At 73.3% G+C, this 19,367-nt stretch carries 1 protein-coding gene; it reads right to left on the bottom strand.

The annotated features are described in order from the left end of the window. Positions 1–4: 4 nt before the first annotated feature. Positions 5–19,357 (bottom strand): protein-glutamine glutaminase family protein, encoded by a 19,353-nt coding sequence (locus OG286_RS33790; protein ID WP_405363662.1) that lies wholly within the window; start codon positions 19,355–19,357, stop codon positions 5–7. Positions 19,358–19,367: the final 10 nt, after the last annotated feature.

The following is a 19,367-nucleotide window of genomic DNA, read 5'->3' as shown; positions in this document are numbered from 1 at the left end:
GGGGTCAGCCGCGGTTCCCCGGGCCGCCTCCACGACCGCCGCGGTCGCCGCGGCCTCGAGCGCCGCGACCGCGAGCAGCACCACCGCCATCACCACCATCGCCCGGGGCCGGCCGGGCGTTGCGGTCGGCCCCGTCACCGCGCTGCCTGCTGTTCCCGTCGTGCCGACCCGTACCGCTGTGATGGCCCCCGCGTGGGGTGTTCCCCGCCGTCCCCCCACCCTGCCGGGCATTCCCGTCCGACGTGGGCCGCGCGGTCGTCGGGGGTACCGGCGGGGCGTGCGTCGCCCCGTCCCCGGGCGCCGGCAGCGGGTCGGGGGCGAGGTAGAACATCTCCCGACCTCCTGCCGCGAGCCGGCTCTCCGAGCCCCTCTCGTACCCGTACCAGATCGGGACCGTGATGTTCACCGGCCCCATCGACAGGTCCCGGGTGTTCCGCGCGCCCTTCTCCCCGTAGTTCCCCGGCTTCGCGTAGCCGACGAGGACCTCCATGTGGGGGAAGTGCGTGTTGAAGGAGCCGACCACGAACTTGCAGCTGTCACACGTCCCCTGGCTGGACAGCACCATCAGGGTTCCGCGGGCCGTGTGGGCGTCGTCCTTGGTGAAGTTCCACGACGTCGCCATCTCGCGGTAGACCTGACGCATCACGTTGACCTCGGCGTCCTTCCGCTGCTGGCCGAGCTCGCCGGCGGGGTCCCGGCTGGTGACCTCGGCCATCGCGTGGAGCTGGCCGGCCATCTCCGCCTCGGCCCGGCCGAGCGCGCCGATGCTCCGTTCCAGCCCGGTGACGAGCTGCCGGGCGCGTGCGGATTCACCGCCCTCGGCGAGGTACCGGCCCAACTCGCCCCCGTCGGCCGTCAGCGCGTCCAACGAGGCCGTGACGGTCTTCGCCGCCTCGTCGGCCCGGGTGAAGGGGCCTGTGTCGATGGTGATCCTCCGGTCGGTCCGGCCCGCGTTGATCTTGATCACCCCGCGAGCGGCCTCGCCCGCCCGGACCACGGTCGACAGTCTCGAGTGGACGGTGCTCAGCCTCTCCGCCGTCGCGGCGCGATCGCCCTCCCCGTTGAGGCTCTCCAGGCTCTCGCCGATCGCGCGGTACTCGTCGACGAGCGCCCGGAGCTCGACCGCGGCAGCCGTACGGGTTCGGCCGAACTCGCGGAACGTCTCCAACGACCTGTTCCACCGCCAGGTGTCGGCGGAGTTGACCGAGGCGTCCTTCAGCCAGGTGGTCTTCAGCGCCTTGTCCGCAGCGGACGTCGCAAGATCCATGTCGCCGTTCTTGACCCTGGCCGAGGTCCACTCCGGGCGCTTGATGCCCTTGGCCTCCGCGCCCCTCAGCCACAGTCCGGCGGCGGCACTCGTCTCGCCCGTGGTGAACGTGAGGTTCCCCACCAGATCCGTGATGTGCCCAGCAATGGCACCGTCACCGGCCATGAGGTCGCCCGCGGAATCGTGAGTGACCGCGAGGACTTCGGCCGTCGGGCCGAAGCCCGCCGGTGTTACGTCCGGCGCCGCGTCCAGAACCTTGTGGCGGTCGGGGTCCACCCAGCGGAACGTGCCGTCCTGGCCATGGACCAATGCGTGCACCCGGCTCGTCGCACCCTGCTCGGTGCGCTCCAGTAGGACGGTCGCGAAGCCGCCCGGCCCGGCGATTCGCATCCGGTTCATCAGCGACGTCAGGCCCACCTCCCCGGTGCCGTGGCTGCGGAAGTCCGCCACATCGCCCAGCAGGTCCCTCGCGGCGCGAGGCCGCGACGCGGATTCGAGCTGCCGCGCAGGGGCGACGCTCGGCGTTCCGAGGTGTGTACTGCGCAAGGCGGCGAGGACCTTCAGGCTGTGACCGAGATCCGGCTTGCCCTTGAACGTGTTGTGGGGGTTCACCAGGCCGAGCAGTTCCGGGGTCGGTGTCAGGCCACCGGGGCCGAGCTCCTTGATGTGGGCCGCCAGCTCCCCCAGCAGCTCGGTCTCGGGCTTCGGCGTCTCGGTGCTCGGTGTCAGTGTCAGTTGCTCCAGGACGCGAAGCCCCTCGGGGGACAGCCCGGCCTTGTCCGCCGCCTTGGTCTCGTTCTTCGGCCCCAGGACGGCCATCCGGTCGTCGGTGATCGGGTCCTCCACGGTGGCGCGAGGGATCGGCGGCTCGTCGGGGTGGAGGAGTTCCTGGCCGTGCGGGGTGGAGCTGACGGTGCCGTCCTCGGTGACCGTCAGGTGGTGCCAGTCGCCGGGCTGCTCGATCAGCGGGCGGCCGTCGGCCGAGTAGCCGGCCCTCGCGGCGGTGACCGCGCGGGGCTGGTCGCCGCCCGTGAGGTAGAGCAGGTCGCCGGGTGCGTAGGCCTCCAGGTGGTCGAGCCTGGCCAGGGCGGGGCCAAGTTGCCCGCCGTCGGCCTGCCGGGCGGCGAGCGCCTCGTGCAGTGCCGTCAGGGTCCGGGCGGCGTAGGACTGTGCAGGCGCGTCGGACCGGCCGGAGTAGCAGGAGAGGAAGCGCAGCGGCTCGCCCTGCCACCGCCCGCCTTCGGCGAGCCGCAGCAGCGTTCCGGCCATCTGTTCGGGCGACAGCCGCTCGCCGAGCCACGTCGGCGCGCCGTCGTCGGTGCCGTGGTAGGCGACGGTGAAGTAGCGGTCGTCGGCCGGGAGTCGGCGCAGCGCCTCCAGGACGGCGTGCGAGGCGGTCGAGCCGCGCTCGGCGAGGTCGGCGAGCCAGTGCACCCGGTTCTCGGTGCCGGGCACGGGGGTGGCGAGCGCGTCGGCGACGGCGTCGGGGACGGAGTCGCGGCTGATCGTCTCGCCCTCGGGGTGGAGGGGTGAGAAGAGCACCCGCTGGTTACTCGCCGATGCCAGTGCGGTGGTATCGCTGTGCGGGATCTCCATCTCGATCGGGACCAGTCCGCGTTCGGTCCGGGTGGTGCTGCCGTCGCGGAAGGTCAGTTCGACCGACGCGTAGCCGGTGTAGCGGGCCATCTCGGTGGGGAACTTGGCACCGGCGACGGTCTTTCCGGTGGTGCCGGCCGCCGGCCCCTCGCGGTGGCGGTGGCCGCCGCCGAACAGGGCACTGGTGGTGACCTCGGCGGCGCCCTTGGCGCCCGCCTGGGCGCCGAGCTGGCCTTGGAGGTTCCACTGCCGCCAGTCCAGCCGGGTGCTCCGCCCGCCGCCGGTGGAGTCGTTGGCCGGGCTGAGGTTGGCCCGCGAGCTGTCGCCCATGTGTTCGAGCTGGACGATGGAGACCGTGGCGCTGATCCCGGCGTCGGCGACGAACAGGCGGTTGCCGACGGACGGGGTGGTGATCGCCCTGCCGTCGGGCAGCACGACATCGCGCGGCTCGTGCGCCGGCGCGGCGGCGTCACCCGCCGACGCTCCGGCCTCGGGTGCCGGGACGTGGCGGCCGCGGGCGACCGATCCGAAGAGGGAGGAGAGCTGCGCGTGGCTGTAGGTGTCGCGGGCGACGTGCTCCAGCCACCCCCAGGTCCGCGCCCCGAAGAACCGCTCGCCGTACGCGCCCAGCAGGTCCTGGACACCCGAGCTGTCGCCGAGCCACCGCAGGACGTCCCCGCCGCGCGGGCCGCCGCTGAACACCTCGGCTGGCGGCCGGCGCACCGTGGCGGGGCCGACGGGGGTGCGGGTCGCGGTCGGGACGGGCTCGGCCCGGCCGGTCTCGGTGAGGATGTCCGCGTGGATCACGGCCTGCGCCTCCACCCGCCGGTACGAGCCCTGGCTCAGCAGGACGTCCCCGGCCCTGACCAGCCGTCGGGTGACGGCCTGGAGCGGCGACGCCGGCGCCGGGGTGACCGGACCGTCCGGGGACTGCGGCCGTGCGGCATCGGCCGCCGCCCGCAGGCGGTCCTCGGTGCGGAACATCTGCTCGCGCGCCGCGGCGTCGGGGCGGATGGCGTCGTGGTCGGGCCCGAAGAGCCGGATCAGCGGCTTCTGCTCGAACCTGACCCTGATCCGCACCTCGGCCCGGTAGGCGTCGGCGGCGAGTTTGGTCTTGACGGCCGTTCCGGCGACGGTGACGTCGCTCCGGTGCTCCATGCGGTCCACGCCGCGGCCGAGGGTGAGGTTTCCACCGCCGACGAAGGCGGCACCCGCGCCCAGCGGATCGGTGGTGGCGAGGGCGCCGAGGCTGAGCGAGTCGCCGTGGCCGCCCCCGGTGTTGGTGCCACCGTCGGAGCTGGTGAGCGAGGTCTGGGCGCTGCTGCCGATGTTGAACTCGACCTGCGGGGCCTCGCCGGTCCGGGTCAGCGAGCCGACCTCGGCGGTGATCCGGGCCGTGGTGCGGCCGTGCCGGACCTCGATGGGGTGGCCGGACGTCAGCGACTTGAGCTGCGTGTGCAGCCGGTCGAAGCCCAGCTCCGCGGCGAGCTTCCCGGCCACGCCCGGCCAGTCCCGGCCCAGGACGGCCCGGGCGGCGGGCGCGAGGTCCGCGACGACCTGGTGGGCCGTCCCGTCCTCGCGCGCGCCGTTGCTGCGGTAGACCCGGGTGACGATGTCCGAGGAGCCGAGCCGGTGACCGGGCAGCCGGACCGCCGGCGCGGGCGGGACGGCCTCCCGGTGCGGCGTCGCGACCACGACCGGCACGGTGACCGGCTCGGTGATCGGCGGCAGCCGGCGGCTCCACCGGCCCGGCTCGAAGGTGACGGTGAAGGCCGCCGAGCCGGCGAGCACGTCGGCCTCCTCGACGCTCTTGCCGCGGCTGCCGGTACCGCCGGTGCGGTCGACGGTCAGCCCCTGCAACGAGTCGCGGGTGTGCGCGTACTCGCCGCTGACGGTGACGTGCGGCACGGTGCCGCGGAGCTGGACGCGGATCCGGTTCCTCGTCCGCCGGTCCCAGGTGAACCCGGTCGTGCCGCGCTGCTGACTGCCCAGCTCGAACTCGAAGCCCTCCACGGAGTCCCGGTGCCGGAGCCCGGTCAGCGTGGCCGTGACCACCACCGTGCCCGTCCAGTTGCCGTGGTCGACCGGGATCCGGATCGCCCCGCCCCGGCTCAGCCCGGACAGCGCGGCCTTGAGGGCGATCGGGTCGAGCTGCCGGGCCAGTCGGGCCGACAGCTGCGCCGGCACCGCCCCGAGCTGCCCGAGTGCCCCCTCCACCCGCCGCAGCACGGCGGTGTCGCCGGCTCCGAAGCTGAGCACCACGTCGGACTGGCCGAGCCGGTCGCGGCCCACCTCCGGACCGAGCGGCGGCTGCGCCACCGGTGGGGCCGGGTGATCCGTACGGGCCGGGCCGGTGAAGCCGTGGAGGTCGTCCGCACCGACCGGCCTTGGGGCGGTGTGGACGCGTTCCAGGCTCAGTTCGGCGGCGATCCGGACCGGATCGCCGGCGTCCCGGACGCCGTTCACGGTCAGGTCGAGCCGCACCTCGGTGTCGTACAGCTCCTGCGGGCTGCGGTACTTGCCGCTGGCGTAGCTCTTCGTCGACGTGCCGCCCCGCCAGCCGTCCCGGCTGCGCACCTCGCGGCTGACCGTCGCCCCGCCCTGGAAGCCGTCCTTGAACGGCTTGCCCTCGGCGTCGAGCGTGTGCTCGCGGACCTGCGTCACCGCCTTGCCGCCGCCCTGGACCTGCCCGCTCGTGGTGTCGGAGCGCAGGTAGCGCCGGGACTCGACGGTGCCGCCCTCCCGGACGGGGTTGAGGTCCGCCGAGTCCTGTCCGCGCCGGTGGGCCATCCGGACCACCTCGGCGGTGAGCGTCAGGTGCAGGCCCTTCAGCGGGCCGAGGGTCACCTCCGGGGTGCGCAGCGCGGAGCCGCGGGTCATCGTGACCAGGTGGGCGCTGACGGCGGCGTGCGAGAAGCTCTGGAGGACGTCCGCACGGACCGCCTGCCAGCCGCGCTCGCCGAGCTGCGCCCGGCCGATCTCGTCGAGCCGCCGGTGCAGCGGCGCGATGTCGCGCACGTCGCGGACGGTCGTGCCGTCGGGCAGGCCGGTGTGCCCGGGGCCCGGCCAGACCCCGTCGGGCGGCCCGGGGACGATGCCGTCGAGCAGGTGCGGGGTGGGCTGCGGGGGCGTGAACTCGGACGCGAGCGTGAAGGCGGGCGGCTGCGAGCGTTCCTGTGTCTGCGGGTCGACGGTGACCGGCACCGGCACCGCCTCGTCCTGGTCGATCACGCTGCGGAAGCCCACGGTGGTGTCGAACGTCGCGTCCGCGGGCCGGTTCAGCCGGCTCCGCCAGCCGAACCGGACCTCGATCCGTGCCTCGCCCTCGAAGGCCACGGCCGGCGACTTGACCTTGGTGGAGAGCGACAGCTCGTCACCACTGCCGCGCAGCTCGACGTGGTCCCGGCCGGCCCGGCCGGCCACGCCGAACCCGCCGAACCCGCTCTTGCCGGCCCCGTTGCCCACGCTCGACGGCAGCGTCTGCCACTCCTTGCTGCCGGTCACCTGCTCGACGTGCGCACGGGCCGTCCCGGTGCCGATGTTGAACTCGGTGGACGGCAGATTGGCCACCTGCTGCATCCTGCTGACCGTCGCTCGCTGGAGGGTGACGACGGCGATGGGGCCGGTGAGGCTGTCCAGCGTGACGGTCAGCTCCTGGCCGGACATCAGCGCCTTGAGGTCCTGGTGCAGGGTGCCGAGGTCGATCTCGTCGAGCAGCTTGGCCTTCAACTCGGGCCACCGGCCGCCGAAGTACTCGGCGGCGTCGTGCTCGAAGCCGGCCACCACCTTGGCCATGCCGGTCAGGGCCGGTCCGGTGGTCAGCCCGGCGGTCGGAGCCGGGGCGGAGCCCGCGTCCTCGCCGACGGGGACGAGCTCGATGCCGCCCGCGCCCTCGGCGGCCGGGACGGCGGCCGGGGCCGCCGGAACGACCGGGCGGTCGAGCGCCCACACGTCGGTCACGATGTGCGAGCCGGCGAGGCGCCGGTGCTCGGCGATGCCGTGCGGGACGGCGAAGTGCAGGTCGAGCCCGGCCGGCGCGTTTCCGGTCTCCCGGAGCGGCACGGCGACCTCCCCGGTCAGGTCGAGGTGGACGGGTTCCGTGACCGCCACCGGCCGCGGGACGCCGCGGTAGTGAGCCTCCGTGAACTCCACGCCGACGCGGAACCCGGTCTCGAACACGGCCGCGGTCTCGCTGGTCTTCCCGCGGGCGAGCGTCCGGCCGGCGTCGGCGGTGCTCGTGCCGGTCATCCACCCCTGCTGGTAGCCGAGGGTCTCGGTGAGGTCCCCGCCGCTGCCGAACTTGCCCTTCACCTGGAGGCCCAGGTTCGCCTGCCACAGTCCGTCCGCGGTGACGCCGACGGTGGTCTGCTGCTCCGAGCCGTACTCGAACTCGAAGTTCTCGATCGTCCGGCGGTGCACGCTGGTGCCGACGGTGGCCGTGATCCGGATCGTGCCGGACCAACTGCCGGCCGAGAACGGCACCTCCCGGACGTCCCCGCGGGACAGCACCGAGAGCAGCGGCCGCAGCACCTCGCCGCCGAACAGGCTCTCCGCCAGCGTCTGCGCGGCGGCCCGCTCCCCGGGAAGCGCGGCGGTGAAGTGCTCGGTGAGCTGCCGGAAGACGGTCGCCTCGTCGTGGCGGAGGCCGACCAGGACGTCGGAGGCCCCGAGCCGGTGCTCGCCGAACCGCGCGGGTGCGAGGGGCACCGGCGGCGCCGGGGGCACGGCGGGCTGGACCTGCTGGTCCGCCGCCGGGCGCGGGTCCACCACCGAGGACGGATCCACCACCGGGTGCGGGCCCGGCGCGTCGCCGGAGCCGGCCAGGTCGCCCGGCGGCCGGGCGTTGACCACCGCCTCGTGGTCCTGCCCGGCCTGCTGGAACCTGCCCGAGTCGCCGTCGGACAGGCCGTAGCGCTCCCGGGCGACGTTCGACGGAACCGCGCCCGGAAGCGGAGTGACATGCCCTGGCGCCGCCGAGGAGGAGGACGCGGCGGCCGAAGCGCCGGGCGACTCCGTCAGGCCCGAGGGGTCGGTCCGTGGCGGCGCCGGAGGGGCGACCTCGCTGACGTCCATCGGATCGTGCTGTGGGTACTGCGGGTAGTACGCCTCAATGACGAGGCGCCGGTATTCGGTCCACATGTCCCGCAGGCTGGGAAGCCTGTCTGCGACGAGCCTGTTGTAGAGGGCCTCGGCCCGTCCCGGCTTCGGCTTGGTCGTGAAGTCCTGGTCGTTCCAGGACCGGTAGGAACTCATCGCGGCGCTGCCGTACGTGAATTTCTCCACGTAGCCGAGCAGGGCCTGGTACCGGCGTTGGAGGTGGTCGACGCGGTCGGCGAAGAACGCGTCCCGGCCCTCGGTACGGTCGACGGCCGGCAGGTTCAGGCGCTCGCGAATGATGTCCAGGTCGCGCAGCCCGAAGCCGCGTTCCTGGCTGTAGACGTCGACGGGCTTGCGCCACGAGGCGTTCTCAGCCGGCGGCTGGTACAGGCTGCGGGCATAGAGGCGCTCGAACTGCTTGGAGTGCCGGCCCGACGCGGTGGGCGGCGCGGATACGAGCGCACGCTCGTATCCCGGCGCCATACCTCCCATCTCGGTGGTGCTGGCACCCGGAACGTCGGTTCTCCGGTGCCACCGCTCCATCCGCTCCGACCCGGTGGCGCGCTCGTCCTCCAGGTACGAGACACGGTGACCGACGAGGGCGGCGGCCTCGAGATTGCCGGAACGGAACCCCAGGTGGTCCAGGTCGTGCGCGCGGTTCAGGTAGTCGTACAGCCGGAGCTGCCCGGTCCTGTCGGCCCCCATCCAGGAGGTGACCTCCGCTCCGGCGTTCCGCCAGAATCCGGTGATCTGATGGATGCCGTCGTGGTTCAGCTCGGCGCGCATCTCGGCAACCAGCCGGTCCCACTTGTCGCTCTTCTCCGGCCTGGGGTGAGGGTCCCCGGTGATGACGACCGCGTCGTACGCGCGGGCGACGTCACGAAGAATCTGCCGGACGCCCTGGAAACCGGTGTCGTGCTCCATCCGGCCGCGCAGGTTGGACCAGTCGGCAGCCTTCCCGGTGAAGCGCGACCAGAGCACCAGCACCCTCCCACCGCCGGCCGGCAGGGTGATTCCCCGGCTCCCCAGCCACGAGCTGATCTGCGGGTCGTACGCGTCCGTCAACCCCCAGGCCGCGCGAACCGTCTCCCGCAGCGGCGCCGAGAAATGAGTCGCGACGTAGTTGGTGCCCTCGTCGACATTACGGACGTTGTTCGCGTCCGCCGGGACGTTCCACTCCTGCACCACGATCCGACCGGCCTCGCGGTTCAGGGCCCCCCAGAGACCCCTGTCCATACCCGGAACATCCGCGAAGCGGATCCGGTCGCTGCCGATCCCGGTGGACTCGTAGAACTGCGCGATCTCCGCGGACTTGTCCCGGACCGGATCGTGTCCCACCATTCCCGGCTGCGGGCCCCGCGCGATCAGGACATACGCGTGCGGGTCACCGAGCAGGGCGACCGAGATGCCGAACCGGTCGCCGGACGCGTAGCCGGGTTGCTTGATCAGCCAGCGCTCGGGGTGAGAGACACCGGAAGCGCTCTGCGGACCGAACATCTGCGGGACCACGGCGGGCGGTTCGGCCGGCCGCGGACCGGCCTGCGTCGCCTGCTTCAGGGGATCGGAGACCGGGTCGACCCAGGTGTGGCTGCGCTCGTGCGGCGGCGCCTCGGCCCGGGCCTGGTCAAAGGTCAGGTCGTGCCTCCCGGTCACGTGCGGGGCCTCCACATGACCCACCACGGACGAGATCAGCTGGAGATGACGGTCCCGCAGACCGCCCTGACGCAGCCCGTCCGGTGCCGGCGACCGGTAGTCACCGAACAGACTGCCCTTGACGTCCGGCCGGTGCGACAGATCACCGGTGCGGTACTCGTCGCGCAGACCGAGCTGGTGCCCCAACTCGTGCGCGTAGTCCACCGGCTCGGCGTCCGGCCACCACGACCGCTGGTCCATGCCCCGGTCCCGGCCCACCAGGTCCACCGTCAGATGCGGCCGCTCCTCCGCCCCGGCACGCACCACCGTGACGTGCAGCCGGTCACCGTTGGCCAGCCGGTAGCCGGGCGCGTTCAGGTACTCCTCCACGCCACGGACGGCCTTGCTCCACACCGAACCCGTGTCGTGCCCACCGCCCTCGCGGAAAGCCACCCGGACCGTCAGATCCGTCACCGGTCCACCGTCGTGCTCGAACCGCCGCGCCTCGAAACCCGACCGCACGACGAAGCGCGGCGTCCGGTCGAGGTTGCTCCGGGGCGTCAGGGAGTCCGCCACCGGAGAGTCCGGCTCCGGCGTACGGACCACCGTCTCCCCCGCCTCGGTGGGCGTGAGCCGCGGCGCGAGTTCTTCGAGCGGCCGGGCCCTCTTGCCGGCCGAGCCCCCCTGGTCCGTCCCGTTGCCGTCGTCGCCCTCGTGGGGCCGCTTCTGTCCGCCGTCGGCCTCGGCGGGCCGGTCGGGGACGAACGCGGAGTAGTGGTCCCCGGCGAGCGCGAGGTGGACGTCCCGGGTGGCCTGCTGGCCGTTGAGCGGTTCCAGGACGTGAGTCTGCGCCCCGCTCTGGTGGATGTGCAGCCGCACGCCCAGGGCCGAGGCCACCACCCTCGGTGCGAGGTCCCCGGCCGCAGTGTTCCAGTTGCCGGTGAGGCCGATGGTGAGGGCCAGGTCGTTGATCGTCGTCCCGTGCTCCGCCGCGAACGTGGTGACCGCGAGGAGGTTGTCGTTCTCCAGCACCCAGTCGAGGACCCGGGTACGCAGTGCGAGCGCGTCGGGGACGCCCGGGAACAGCACGGTGTTGACGGCGTGGTAGAGACAGTCACCGTCCGGCGGCACCCGCACCGGCGAGAACAGCTCGATCGGGTGGTCCTCGGCCGACCAGGTCTGTCCGCTGCCGGTGGGCTGCGCGAGCAACCGGTCGAAGGACCGCATCAGGCCGTTGATCCGGCGGTCGTCGGTCCCGTCCACCTCCTTGTCCCGGAAGTGGCGCTCGGAAGCTCCCAGGCTCGCGCCGTCGGGCTGACCGATGCCGCTGGACACGGCCAGGTAGTACGTGTGGCGCTCGGTGGTGTAGTGGGTCGCCACGCCGATGGGGTATCCGAGCAGGTCGGTCTGCAGAGCGGCGTTGCTCTTGAACCCGGCCAGCTGTGAGGTGACGTCCGCGTGCGAGGAGCCGAGGTGCATCGAGGTGCCGACGCGCACGCCCATGCCGGCGATCCAGTGGTCCACCAGCAGCGGCCGATCGGCCATCGAGGGATCGAGCACCATCGCGTGCCGTCCGCCGTCCCCGTTGACGTCGACATCGACGACCACGGCGACGTGCCAGTCCCACCTGACCGTTCCCGCCGCGTTCGCGGTGGCGTCCGCCGCGTTCATGGAGGCGACCGCCAGACCGGGCGTGTCCGGCGCCGTCTGGTACCGGACGAAGACCTTCTGGCTGGCGACACCGAGTTCGGTGAGCCGGACGGCCATCAGGTGCGCCCTGTTGAAGCAGCCGTCGTCGGGGAAGTCGAAGGGGACCTGCTGGCTCCCTTCCGTCGCGTCCTCGTAACGGAGGTTCTGCATGTCGTGGAAGAGGGCCATGACCTCCGCGTGGTCCACGACCTGACGCTCCAGTGACCCTCCGCCCATCAGGTAGGAGGTCAGGTCGCCCGCCTCGGGGTACCTGGTCCGGACCTCCTCCAGGAGCGGACGGCCGGTTCCCCGCTCGTAGATGTCGATCACCCGCCACAGCGTCCGGAGGTCCTGCCGCAGCGGGCCGATCACGCCCAGCAGGTCGTCGAGGCTGCCGTCGTGGAGCGCCGTCCGGATCTGCCCGGCCCGTGCCAGGTCCTGCGGATGCCGGAGCATCATGGCGAGGTCCGCGGGCGGACTGACGTCCGCACGGCCGAAAAGTGCCGGCACGAGGTCCGCCGTGAGGAGACCCAGGGGCCCGTGTTGTGCCGCTGCGTGCAGCAGCGGCACCACGTCCTGCCCCGCGTTCTCCTCGGCGAACCGGATCACCAGCCGGTCGAAGTCCGCGCGCTCCGTGCCGAGAGCGCTGATGAGCACCGCGATCGCGTCCCGGTCCGGCGTCGCAACGGCCAGGTGCGCCATCAGACCGCGCGCCACCGACTCGACGGTGGCGTCGTCGACCGGCGTCGGGATCCAGGCCTGCTGCTCTCCCGCGGTGACCTGCTGCTGGGTCGGGGGCTCCGGGTTCCGCGGCGCCTGCGGGGCGACCTCGCCGGCACGCGTCTGCGGAACGGAGACCGGGTCCACCCAGACGTGGCTGCGCTCGTGCAGGGTCGCCGCCGCGCGGGCCGCCTCCCAGGTGCCGGGGTGCGGCCCGGCGGTCGCCGGGGTGTCCAGGTGGCCGACCACGGCCGAGATCAGCTCGAGGTGCCGGTCGCGCAGACCACCCTGCCGCAGGCCACCCGGAGCCGGCTCGCGGTAGTCGCCGAACAGACTGCCCTTGACGTCCGGCCGGTGCGACAGATCACCGGTGCGGTACTCGTCGCGCAGACCGAGCTGGTGTCCCAACTCGTGCGCGTAGTCGACCGGCTCGGCGTCCGGCCACCACGACCGCTGGTCCATGCCCCGGTCCCGGCCGACCAGGTCCACCGTCAGATGTGCCTTCTCACCGGGCTCTGCGCGCAGCACGGTCACGTGCAGCCGGTCACCGTTGGCCAGCCGGTAGCCGGGCGCGTTGAGGAACTCCTCCACACCGGCGACCGCCCGGCCCCACACCGCGCCCGTGTCGTGCCCGCCACCCTCACGGAACGCCACCCGGACCGTCAGATCGGTCACCGGACCGTCGTGGACGAACCGGCGTGCCTCGAAACCCGACCGCACGACGAAGCGCGGCGACCGGTTCGGCGTCATCTGCGGCGCCGGGGAGTCCGGCCCCCGGGTACGGCTCGCCGGATCCACCAGCTCGGTGGGCGTGGGCCGGGGCGTCAGGGAGTTCGCCCCCGCGGGGTCCGGCTCCGGCGTACGGACCGCCGTCTCCACCGGCTCGTTGGGCGTGAGCCGCGGGGCGACGTCGTGTTCCCGGGCCGACTCGTGCTCCTGGAACCACGGGCCGGGGCCGAACTCGGCCTGGCTGAGCAGGACGTCGTCGACGGTCACCAGGGCGACCTCGTCGGCCGAGGCCTTCCCGTCCACACCGACGCCGAAGCTGAGCACCAGCGGGGCGCCGTCCTCGGTCCGGCCGGTGGCCAGGGCCACGTGACTGAGGTCGTTGCGGAAGACGACGACGTCGCCGGCGCGGGGCAGCGGACCGGCGCCGGAGTCGTACGAGGTCCTGCCGAGCGGGAGCAGTCGGTCGCGCAGGTGCGTGTCCCACGCGGTGTCCCCGAAGCCCCGGTAGGTCTCGCGGATCCACTCCTTGGGCAGCAGACCGGCGTGGTGGGCCACCAGCATGACCGATTCCCAGCAGTTGAGCGTGGTGCTCTCGGCCAGCGGCGGTGCGTCGTCCCTGGCTCCGGTCGCCCAGAGGTTGAAGTCGCTGGCGGGGTGCGGCGGGTTGGCGCCGGACACCCTCCAGGTCATCTTCAGGCCCTGCTCCCCCATGGCCGCGACCAGCCGGTGGCCGCCGTCCGGCGTGGGCAGGTCCAGCCGCCCGGCCAGGTGGTCGGCGCGCAGCGTCAGCGCGGCGTCGTGCAGCGGCCCGAGCGGGTCCGTGCCCTCCGGGGTGGACCGGCCGTCCAGGTGGTCGACCAGCCGCTCGAACGCGTCGGTGCCGAGCCGGCCCCGGCCGCGCAGGTGCTCGGCGAGTGCCCGGACGTCCGCGCGGTCGTTCGCCGCCCCGGGGCCGACCTCGCGTTCGATCCGCACACCCAGTCCGCTCGCGTGCTCCGGCCGCAGGACGGGGCCGAGGTAGCCGGCCGCCGCCGTCATCACGGGCTCCACCAGGTCGAGTTCGGCGGCGCGCAGCCGGCGGGCGTGGCCGACGGGCAGCTTGGTCTGCCACTCGGGGACGGGTCGCCTGGACTTCGGCTTGGCGAGCTCCTTGTCGTGCAGCGCGTCGAGACCGGTCTTGGTGCCGGGGTCGAGCAGGCCGAGGCCGGTCAGCCGGTCGGCCAGGCCACGGACGTCGGCCAGCATGTTGTGTCCCGGCTCGTCCAGGCCGACGTACCGGCCGGAGGACATCTGCAGGCCCCTCATGGCCTCGGGCCCGCCAAGCACCTCGTTGACCCGGGAGAGGACGAGTTCGGGGGTGTCGGGGGCGGACGTGTCCGGCCGCGCGGGGGTGTGGTCGCCCGGGTTCTGCGGCCCGGTGACTGCCTGGACGACTTCCTGGTGGATGACTTCCTGGTGGGTGGCCGCCTGGTCGGCGGGCGCGTCGGACCGCGGCGGGGCGGCGGGCGCCACCTCGTCGGTCTGCGGGCCGTCCTCGGTACGGGGGGCCACCTCGTCGGCGGCGGCCTCGGGGCGGTTCGGTGTCCTGCCGGGGCGGCCGGGACCGTCCGGGGTTTCGAGGCCCGTCCGGGGCGGTTCGCGGAGGGTGAGGGCGAGGGCGATCTCGTCGGCCGCGTCGCCGGCGCGCTGCCCCGCCTCGCCGGACTCCCGCTCCGGCGCGCGGCCGAACACGTCCTCGTGGGCGGCCTGGTGCCGCCGCCAGCCCGCGCCGTCCAGGCCCGCCGGGCCCCAGAGCTCGCGGTACTGCTCGAAGAAGTCGTCGCCGTAGTCGCGCCGCAGGGAGTCGACCAGCTCCTCGCTGAGGGTGTGCCGGGCGGCGAGCTCCTGGTAGCCCTCGGCGGCGTCGCGCAGAGCGGGCACGATCTCGGCCTCGAAGCGCACGCGGTCGGGCAGTTCGTCGGTGAGGCGCCCGTGTTCGGCGAGCCACTGCTCGTGCCGGCCGGCCGCCTCCGGGCCGGCCAGGTCGGCCGGGGTGCGGAACGCCCGGTCGAAGGCCTCCCCGATCCGGTCGGAGTGCCCCGTCCGGACGCGGTCGGCGGAGTCCGCGGACAGGCCGCCGCCGTGCTTCCCGGCGGCCTGCCGGGCGGCCTCGTCGGCCGCCCGGATGACGGCGAGGCGAGCGCCCTGGTGGCTCAGCCGGTCGTGCAGGCCGGCCGTGGCGGTGAGTCCGGCGAGGTCCTCGGCGAGGGCCGGGTCCGGCTCGTTCCGGTCGGGGCGGCTGAGGTGCTCCACGAGCCGCCGGTCGAGTGCCTCCGCCACCTCGCGGCCCACCGTGGCCCTGGCCCGCTGGACGTCGTGCTCGGTGACGCCCAGGCTGCGGGCCCGGTCGCCGTTCCCCTCGCTCTCGGCCCAGCCGTCGGCCGCCTTCTCGGTCTCCTCGGCCGCCCGGCGGATCACCGCCTCGCGGGCCGCCTGGACGGCGAACTCGTGCGGCAGGGCGTCGGCGTGGCCGGCCAGCGTCTGCGCCAGCAGGTCGGCGGCGGTGCGGCGGTCCCGGCGGGGCCCGGCGGCGCCGTCGACCGGCCCGGCTATGCCGTCGAACTCGGCGGTGAGCCGCTCGCGCGACGACTCCCTGATCAGGGTCAGGCTGTCGGGGGAGAGCTCGGGCCGTTCGGTCACTCCGGCGGAAGCCAGCAGCTCCCGGTCGGCCGCGTCGATGCGGTCGAACCAGCCGCCGTCCGCCCGGTCGACGATCCGGTCGGCCCGGTCGAGCAGCATCTCCCGGCCGGCCCGGTGGTCGAGTTCACCGCTCAGGTGCTCGGCCATCCGGTCGAGGGTGCGCGCCGCCTCGGCGTTGCTCGCGGCGGTCAGGTGCTCGGCCGTGGCGTAGATCCGGGTGATCTGCTCCTCGGCCCGGGTCCGGAACTCGGCGGACGCCTCACGGCGTATCAGGTCGACTGTCGTGGCCGGGAGTTCGGCGGGCCGGTGCCGCGCCGCACCGCCGTCGCCCTCGCCCAGCACGCGCGGCGGTGCGCTCCACTCGGTCACCGTGTGCTCGAAGCGCTGCATGGCCACCCGGACCGCGGCCTCGCGCACGGAGGCCAGGTGGGTGATCCCGTCGAGGCCGGCCAGGATCTGCGCGCGCTCCTGCGGGCGGGCCTCCAGCTCCGCGTACATCAGGTCGCGCGCCCGCTGCCGGACCAGCACGGGCAGGTCCGCCGGGGCGTCCTCGGGGAAGCGGACGGGCCCCTCGGCGAGGGACTTGCTCAGCGCCTCCTCGGCCTCGGCGTCATGGGGCCGGCCGCTGCCGTCCGGGTCCTGCTGCTGCTTCTCCGCCGCCTCGGCGAGCTTGGCGTCGTAGGTGTCCTGGAGGTCGCGCTGTGCCTGCTCCCACTGTTCGTGCCGCGGGTCGGCCGCGTCGGCGCGGGCGTGCTCGGGCGCGGCGGTGAGGCGGTAGGCGGGCGGTGCACCCGCGGGGTCGTGCCCCGGCACCGAGGCAGCCGGGTCGCCGAAGACGACGGCCTCCGGCAGCTCCTCCATGTGGTCGCCGGGCTTCGCAGCCGTGTAGTGGTCGGGGGCGGACGGCTGCTCCGGCTCCGATCGCAGGAACCACGGCGTGCGCTTCTCCCGGAGCCGTACCTGCTCGTCGGAGAGCGGGCGCTGGAACTCGTGCCACTGCCCGCCGCCCTCGATCACCGGCCGGCCGTTCGCGTCGAGGCCGACGCGGGTGGCCACCACCAGGTGCCCGGGGCCGTCCTGCATCCCGCCGTGCTCGGGACGGGAGAACGACGGCACCAGCCATACCGGGCCGTCTGCGGCCCTGGCCCGGGCGCCGGGGACGCTCTTCCAGAGCTCCGTCATGACCTGGCGGACGTAACCGGAGTCGACGGACCGGCCGGCACCGCACGCGACGAACTCGACGGTCTGGGAGTGGGGATCCCACTCCCCCGACGCCTCCAGCTCCCGCAGCGTCCCGGCCATCTCCTTCGGCTCGAGCGTGCGTCCGTCGACCCTCGGGACCTTGCCCTCCCCGATGTGCATGGCCACGGTGTACTTGGTCTCGTCGACCGGCATTCGCGAGAGCGCGTCCTCGATCCGCCTCCGCCGACCGGTCAGGAGCTCGTGGTCCGCGATCCAGCGTCCCTGCTGCGCGCTCCCGAAGTCGGTCAGGCGCCTGCCGTGGGCGGGCGTCTCCCGGAGGTTGTCCCCCGTGTAGTCGACGGGCAGGTACGTCAGGTCGTCCTCGGGGCCGCGCCCGTCGGCGCGGTCGTGGTCCGCGCGCTCGTGCGGGGCCTGCGCCGGTCCGGGGTCCGGCCGATGGGCGGCGCCCGACTGGGTGTGCACGGGCACGGGCGTCGGCGGCAACGGCTTCTCGCCGGGCCGCGGGGGCGGAGTGTGCCCGGCCGTGCCCGGGTTGTCGTCGGTGGTACGCGGAGGCACCGGCGGCAGGGGCCTGTCGGCGGGAGCCGGAGCCGCGGCCCGCCCGGGCTCGCCCGCAACCGGCCCGCCGTCGGCGCCGGTCCGCGGAGGAACCGGTGGCAGGGGCTTGTCGGCGGGGGGCGGGATGTGCCCGGTTGAACGGGGGGCGTTGTCGGTGGTCCGTACCGGGGCGGGGGCGGCTGTCCCGGCCGTCCTGGTGGTGGGCGTCGGGGGGAGCTCCTTGTCCTCCGGAGCCTTCGGTGCCTTGGGGGCATCGGTGCCGCCGTCCGACACCACCTTCGTCGAGCCGCCCGTGGCCTCGGCCGTCGACGGACGGGAGTGGTCCTGCGAACCGCCGGCCGGACGGCCGGAGGACGCGGGCGGATTCGAGGTCGTCGAGGTGCGCGAGGAGCCGGAGGAGGGCGAGGAGTCCGAGGTGTGCTCGGAGCCCGACGCCTTCGAGGAGTGGGACGCGCCGGACGATTCCGTGCCGACGGGCGTCGGTGTGTCGAGACCCAGCGCCGCACGGGCCTTGGGGCCCATCGGCCGGGGGATCAGCAGCGACGTCGGGTGGCCGCTCAGGTTCGCGGCCAGCGCCAGCAGGGTGCGGGCGTGGAACGGGCCGTAGTACGGGTCGTCGCTGGTGGCGGCGGACTTGGCGTCCCACTTCTGCACCCGGTTCTGGAACCTGAGCTGGAGCGGCGCGGTGATCTGGTGCCCGAAGTGGGTGATCGCCCCCATCGAGACACCTGCGACGAAGCTCTCCCAGGTGACGTGGAACTCGTGGTCCTCACTGTAGATCGCGTTGTACGTGCCCTCGGTGAGGATGTTCTGCACGCCGCCCTTGACGTACATGCCGATGCCCTCGCCGAGCTTGTAGAGGAGCTGGAGTCCGGTCTGGGCACGCAGGCCGCTCGCGAGGTTCATGGTGCGCTGGGCCAGCTCGCTGATGACCTTCTGCTCCTCCTTCGATGCCCCCTTGAGGACGGAGTCCAGGAGCTTTCGGACGGTCTGCTGGTCCACGGCGTAGCGGGCACCGTTGGAGGCCAGCGTCTTGGCGAAGTTCTGGCCGGCCTGGTTGGCGACCTCCTTGCCGATGCCCAGCTTCGAGAGGTTCTCCTCGAAGCTCTTGCCCATCTCCTGGGTGAACTTCTCAAGGTTCGAAAGCTTCTTCTCGGCGGCCTTGGCCGCCGCGGCGCCGGTCTCTGCGGCGACGGCCTTTCCGGTGGCGGCCTTCGCCTCGGCTCCCGCGGCCTTCCCGCCGACGGTCTTCGTCGCCCCCTTGGCGGCGCCCGCCGCCGCGGCCCCGGCCTCCTTCTTGACCGTGCTCCCGACCGCCGCCTTGAGGTCGCCCTTGAGCGCACCCCCTGCCGCAGCCTTGAGGTCTCCCTTCAGGACGCCGCCCGCCAGGGCCTTGACGTCGTTCTTGGCCACGTTCCCGGCCGCACCGCCCAGCCCCTTGGTGAGGCCCTTGAGGTCGGCCCTCAGCAGGTTGCCGATGCTCCCGCCGAACAGCTTCCCGAAGAGCTTGCCGAAGCCGAAGGTGAGCAGTTCCAGCGGCCCGGCGATCAGGCCGTTGATCGCCGCGAACTTGAGCGTCTGGAGCGTGGCCTCGCCGTCCCACTCCTTCCGGTGCCCCTTGCCGATCTGGATGCCCTGGATGATCACGTCGAGCATCAGGCCGGTGGTGACGCTGAGGAACTCGTGCAGTGCGATCTGCCTGAGCAGCCAGAGGAAGACCTGCTTGATGATCTGCGCCGCCGCCTCCCGCGCGGCGAAGATCGTCGCGAGCGAGGCGCCGAAGGTGAGCGGGATGTTGGCGATCGCCCAGGCGATCTGGGCGAGCAGCTGGATGAGCTGGCCGATGATCATCCACTTCGTGTACTCGACCTGGTTGGCCACCTTGTGGGCGAACTCGCCGAGTTCCTTCGCCGACGCCTCCGCCGCCTTGAGGTAGTCGATCCCGTCGTTCCCCTCGGACCCCCCGATGAGCTGGAGCATCCGCGCCTCGAACTGGTTGGCGGCCTCCCCCTCGAACTCCCTCTTGCAGCTCTCGACCAACTCGACGATGTAACCGCGCAGCTCGGGCATGTCCTTCCCGATCGCCAGGTAGTCGTCACCGGCCGTGCGGAGGTTGTCCTCGTTGGCCTCGGGCCACTTCATGCCGCTCACGAGGGAGAACACCTTGGCAAGCGCCGGGGGCAACATGATCGACACG

This window comes from Kitasatospora sp. NBC_00039 (assembly GCF_045160625.1).
GTDB lineage: Bacteria > Actinomycetota > Actinomycetes > Streptomycetales > Streptomycetaceae > Kitasatospora.
Note: the sequence above shows the minus strand (reverse complement) of the source record. Positions and strands in the feature narration are given on the sequence as shown.